The sequence below is a fragment of the Dysgonomonas sp. Shenzhen-Wh21 genome (assembly GCF_043392705.1).
Classification (GTDB): domain Bacteria; phylum Bacteroidota; class Bacteroidia; order Bacteroidales; family Dysgonomonadaceae; genus Dysgonomonas.
This window is the reverse complement of record NZ_JAIXHZ010000060.1, coordinates 1-5,260: the sequence shown is the minus strand read 5'-3', so window position 1 is coordinate 5,260 and position 5,260 is coordinate 1. Positions and strand designations below refer to the sequence as shown.

The window sequence follows — 5,260 nt, the reverse complement described above, 5'->3', positions numbered from 1 at the left end:
GTATACGAACGGAAAAAATAGTGAAAAAGGAAGTTCCGTTCGATACTACTCAATAGGTGTATTGTGTTAATATTAATAAATTTATGTGTACAAGTATGAAGAAAAAGTTGTTATTGATTTTGATTGTCTTCTTGTGTCATATTTATATAGTTTTTGTATATAAATATTTTTGGCATGATAAAGCTAATTAAAGGTATTACAGTTGTATATCTGTAATCTGAAGCTATGTTAGCTTTGATTTCCTTTATCTTTATTTTCATTATAGAACACTACTTTTATTTAGAGGTAAGTTTTGAGAGTAAACTTATTTCCAGGAGCAAATGTAAACTAAATTTTTGTAAAAAGAATAAAAATGTAATGTTTTTTTTAAATTTGGTTTCATAATGATTCTTTTTGTGTCGATTTGTTGGCTTGAAATGATATGTTTTGAAATATCTTATTTTGTTGATTGTTTCTGTAAAACATAAATTATTACATATTTTAAAACATAATAAATAAATTTATGTAAAAGTATGCCTCTTCACCGAAGTTGTAAATACCTATTACATGGTATTTATATACCATGTAATAGGTATAGATGGGGATGTTCATAGAAATAAAATTTAAAATAGGTCTTATAAAAAGGTATATAAAGTTTCAGGAAAAGCTAGAGGTGCATATTATATCTTTAGTTAATAAAATATTATCTTTATATATCCATTTGCTAATATAAATTATGGACAGAAAGAAAAAGACAGGTACGCACAGAATATTCCAAATTTTGAAGCGTGTAAAGAAGCTTTGGAAAAAGGATATTAATGTCTATTTTATTTCAGGGATGTGCTATAATTGTAGTGTATTTGATAAGATAGTGCTACCGAAGGGATATAAGAAGAAATATATTGAATGGCACGTTCCCATTTCTGGACAGTCGTTGCAGGAATATGCTTCTGTTATGGCAAAAGAGATTGATACCTCCAGATCATATATACTGATAGGATATTCTTTTGGTGGCGTTATTGTTCAGGTAATGAGTTATTTCTTATCTCCAATAAAAACCGTACTTATTTCGTCTTTTAAAAGAGACGAAGAGATCCCAATGTTATTTCGTGCAGCTAAAAGAACAAATGTGGCAGACCGCATTCCGATGCGCGTGTATGCTTCAACAGAGCTTATAACGGATCTTTTTAACCGTTTTGTTTATAATGTGCCAACATCAGAGCTGGCTGAGGTAATGACCTTTGTTGATCCTGTTTATATTAAGTGGGCTATTGAGCAAATTGTAGGTTGGATGCCCGAAAATAAATGTAAACATCTCTATCATATACACGGAACCGAAGATCAGATTTTTTCTTATGAACATATACGAAATGCATTTCCAGTAGAAGGTGGGGATCACCTGATGGTGGTAAAAAAAGCTGATGCGATAAGTACTATTCTTAGTGGTATTCTTTTGATTAAAGAAAATTAGACTTTCAGAAATCGTGCTAGAGTATATTTATGGCAACTGCAATCCTAATTCTTTCTAGTGGGATAGTCAATACTATTAATAACAACATCGGCATGACTAGTTTGTAAGGATTTTAATCATTGGATTGCAAATTAGAAGGGATGATGGGTTATTTAATTATTATTCAAAATCAATCTGAGTATCAAGCTCCCAAATCCCCAAAACCATAAAAAGATAACTGTTAGAAGACTTATAAGTGCCCATATCCGTTTCTTTTTAGTTGTAAACATCTCAAAATATTTAAAATAATCTAAATATCTATCTTTCTAGTCTATCAGGAAATAAGCAAAAATATATGAAGGAACACCTAACAACAAGAGTAAATAATCATCGTTTATATTTTTTGCAATATTAACTTCTTGCAAACAAATTAAAACAGAATTTATGGAACCCAATATAAATAGATATACTAGAGCATAAAAATGCATACCAGCAAGAGTTATCTTTATTCCATTCTTTTTATTTTCCGAGACTTCTTTTACTGCTTTAATGACTTCTTCTCCTTTTTTATTGTTTTTAAATAAGAAATTATTTATCGGATAGACCGATATTTCATTTATTAATAACCCTAATTTATAAAGATTGAAATATATCAAATTACAAAATTTTATCATATCAGATTGTTTTGTTGTTCTTTTTTACTGGGACTTTCTTTCTAGAAACTATAAAGAGTTCGCATAACTATTTCTAATTGCTGTCTCTAGTATATCTTTATATTCGTCTCCTATGTATGCACTGGTAAATTCTCCACTATTTTTTCTTTTTCACAGATGTAGGTTTGTCGATGTTAATAATCGCATAGTAAATCGCGTCAATAACTCCTGCCATTCGTTTAAAATCCAGACGATCCATTTTGTCTCCCGGTTTATGATAATTGTGATTGCGATAGAATGCACTATTGGTAATCATCATAGCATCAAAGCCGAGTGCCCAATAATTGCGATGATCTGAAAAATCTACTCCTTTTATCATTCCGGGACTTGTCAGGCTTTTAGTTTTAATTGTTTTTGCGTTGTAAAATTGCTTGGAGAAATCTTTTACAAATTGTCCATGTCCTATTTTCTTTGTTAAGAGTATAAAGTCTCCCTTATTGCCATAAAAAAGCTTCATTGGGGCAAATGGATAACTCTGTGAACCTTCAGCGTCATTGAAGAATCCGATCATTTCTATAGCCACCATCCCGTAGACGGAGGTGTTCGCTTTTTTCAGTTCGCTGGCATGGATGTAACTGCCCATAGATTGAGTACCGAAGAAGGGTGGTTCTTCGAGGGTATATGCAACTAGCTCTATGGGGCGTGTTAAGTTTGATCGACTAAATAACCGAGCTAATTCCAGTATAGCAGTTACGCCAGATGCATTATCGTCAGCACCTTCTTGTTCTCCGCAAACATCGTAATGAGCACCGATTACTACCAAAGCTTTTTGTTGTTTTGTACCAAACCGACAGATAACATTCTTATAATTAACATTGTCAACAGTGTATGTTTGATAATATGTTGTATCTGCATATTGGCTAAATTCTGTGAATATATAGTTTGCAACCTTGTTGAGTGTTACTGTATCCTCAAAGTTGCGAAACCCTTCTGTTTTGGTAATAGCAGTCAGATGCTTTTGTATACGCTCTATATCAGACTGAGCATGCAGATTATGTGTGACAAATAAAAGAGTGGATATTATAAAAGTGTATATAAGCTTCATTTTTGCGATCTGTAGTTTAATTATGACAAATATAGTTTAATATTCAAGATTTCCTATTTGTTTTATTTCTTACAGGCTAAATTATCTAGTATTAAGATACTTGTTATTATTTGTAAATAAATTAAAGTGACAATTTATAATATTACGGATAGCTGTTACTTTTGTTACTTTTTGATGTTTATATATTTGATATAGTGTTGTTTGTGTTTTATTTGATTTTGCGAGAAATTGTAACCTTTTTTGATTTAACGGATACGTGAGATTGAGAAACTCTAGTTTTGTAAAGATGATGAAAAGTTGGGGTGGCTTCTGTGTTAAAATGATTGATAATAAAAAGAAAAGTGTATTTTTGTATTCCAAAGTGAAAAACTTATAAAAGTATAATTCATAATTGAAGTTTATGATTGATAGAATAGATAAGCTGTTGGCAGAAATTGAGGGACTGAAAGCTTCTAAAGCAGATGAGATAGAGGTTTTACGTATTAAGTATCTTAGTAAGAAAGGTGAAGTATCGGCTTTGATGAACGATTTTCGCACTGTAGCTGCAGAACAGAAACGGGAGGTAGGTATAAAACTAAATGAACTAAAAGAAAAGGCTCAGGAGCGAATAAATCAGTTGAAAGAATCTTTAGAAAATTCTCACACTGTGGATGAGGCAATCGACCTTACTCGTACTGCTGCGCCCATCGAGCTTGGTACTCGCCATCCGCTATCAATTGTAAGAAAAGAAATTTGTGATATTTTCCGCCGTTTAGGCTTTTCTATAGCCGAAGGCCCTGAGATAGAGGATGACTGGCATGTTTTCTCTTCTCTTAACTTTGCGGAAGATCATCCGGCTCGTGATATGCAGGATACGTTCTTTATTGCACGAAGCCCTGAAATTGTATTGCGTACACACACTTCTTCTGTTCAGACTCGAGTGATGGAGAAGCAACAACCACCGATACGCATTATTTGTCCTGGTCGAGTGTATCGTAACGAAGCTATTTCGTATCGTGCGCACTGTTTCTTTCATCAGGTTGAGGCATTGTATATAGACAAGAATGTGTCTTTTGCTGATCTAAAACAAGCTTTGTTATTCGTTGCGAAAGAGCTGTTTGGAGCAGATACCAAGATACGTTTGCGTCCTTCATATTTCCCTTTCACAGAGCCTAGTGCTGAGATGGATATTTCATGTAATATCTGTGGCGGGAAAGGGTGCCCATTCTGTAAACACACTGGTTGGGTAGAGATATTAGGCTGTGGTATGGTAGACCCGAATGTGTTGGAAAATTGTGGTATAGATAGTAAAGTATATACGGGATATGCTCTCGGAATGGGAGTGGAGCGTATTACAAATCTTAAATATAGAGTTAAGGATCTTCGTATGTTCTCCGAGAATGATCAACGTTTTCTTGATCAGTTTGAGAGTGCATATTAAGATGTACTTATCGTAAATGCTGAGCGAAGCATTTTATGCATTTTATTTTGTATTTATAAGCATCTTTAAAACAATATTATAGCTTGTTTTTGGCTTCAATAATCACTTTTGAGGAGAAAATACTTTAGAATATATTTGCATAATAAACAAAACTATTTTACCTTTGCATCGCATTTAAGGAAAACGGCTACGTAGCTCAACTGAATAGAGCATCTGACTACGGATCAGAAGGTTGCAGGTTTGAATCCTGCCGTGGTCACTTTTTTGAAGTGAATAGGCGTGTAAATCAATGGTTTACACGCCTATTTTTTGAGGTACTTACAGAATCACTTACAAAACTTAGCCTTTTGTCTCTCTTCAAAATAAATTCAAAAAATAATCCATAATTAATTTGCAGATATAAAATATTTTTGAATATATTTGCATCGAATGTTTGAGTCGAATTTTATACGAAGGTATGAGATTTGGCTTTTTTGTGTTTATATACCTACCTCATACTTTCTTTTAAAAACCTCTACAACACTTTGTCTGATAGCCTTCAAAATCAAAAGGCACTATGACAACAATTACATTTTCAAAATCAGAATTATTAAGCCGGCTACAGTCGGTAAGTAAAATTATCTCACCAAAGAACACTCTTCCGATCATGGATA

General features: G+C 32.9%; 4 protein-coding genes and 1 tRNA gene. 3 read left to right on the top strand and 2 right to left on the bottom strand.

Going from position 1 to position 5,260, the window contains the following annotated elements:
* The first annotated feature begins 715 nt into the window (after positions 1 to 715).
* Positions 716 to 1,450, top strand: coding sequence for an alpha/beta hydrolase (locus LDB17_RS03565; protein ID WP_252639150.1), 735 nt, complete (start codon positions 716 to 718; stop codon positions 1,448 to 1,450).
* A gap of 305 nt (positions 1,451 to 1,755) precedes the next feature.
* Here LDB17_RS03565 and LDB17_RS03560 read toward each other — a convergent pair whose 3' ends face one another.
* A complete protein-coding gene (locus LDB17_RS03560) occupies positions 1,756 to 2,103 on the bottom strand; it encodes a hypothetical protein (RefSeq protein ID WP_252639151.1) in 348 nt (115 codons plus the stop codon).
* Positions 2,104 to 2,239: 136 nt separating this feature from the next.
* Positions 2,240 to 3,187, bottom strand: a complete 948-nt coding sequence (locus tag LDB17_RS03555; protein ID WP_252639152.1) for a M28 family peptidase — start codon at positions 3,185 to 3,187, stop codon at positions 2,240 to 2,242.
* A gap of 400 nt (positions 3,188 to 3,587) precedes the next feature.
* Between LDB17_RS03555 and pheS the strand changes: the two genes are divergently transcribed.
* Positions 3,588 to 4,607 carry a phenylalanine--tRNA ligase subunit alpha gene (gene pheS, locus LDB17_RS03550; protein ID WP_252639154.1) on the top strand — a complete coding sequence of 340 codons (1,020 nt, stop codon included), beginning with the start codon at positions 3,588 to 3,590 and terminating at the stop codon, positions 4,605 to 4,607.
* Between the two features lie 185 nt (positions 4,608 to 4,792).
* Positions 4,793 to 4,866: transfer RNA gene (locus LDB17_RS03545), tRNA-Arg, on the top strand.
* Positions 4,867 to 5,260: the final 394 nt, after the last annotated feature.